Origin of the sequence: Streptomyces sp. AB3(2024), from assembly GCF_041862025.1 — a bacterium.
Lineage (GTDB): Bacteria > Actinomycetota > Actinomycetes > Streptomycetales > Streptomycetaceae > Streptomyces.
This window is the reverse complement of the sequence record NZ_JBGWAB010000448.1, coordinates 1-219: the sequence shown is the minus strand read 5'-3', so window position 1 is coordinate 219 and position 219 is coordinate 1. Positions and strand designations below refer to the sequence as shown.

Below are 219 nucleotides of genomic sequence, written 5' to 3'. Positions count from 1 at the left end.
TGTTCCCGCATATGGACGAGCGGCAGCGTCGGTTGTTGATGGCCGCCGAGGCCCGTGTCCTGGGTCACGGCGGTGTTCGGGCCGTCGCACTGGCGGCCGGGGTGAGCGAGACGACGGTCCGCAAGGGCGTGTTCGAGCTGGAGTCCGGCGAGGAGCCGCTGGGCCGGGTTCGGCGTCCGGGTGGGGGTCGCAAGCGGGTCGCGGAACTCGATCCGGGGC

At 72.6% G+C, this 219-nt stretch carries 1 pseudogene; it reads left to right on the top strand.

What is annotated here, in order from left to right:
- Positions 1-219, top strand: a pseudogene (locus ACEPPI_RS41170) (ISAzo13 family transposase); the annotation flags it as partial.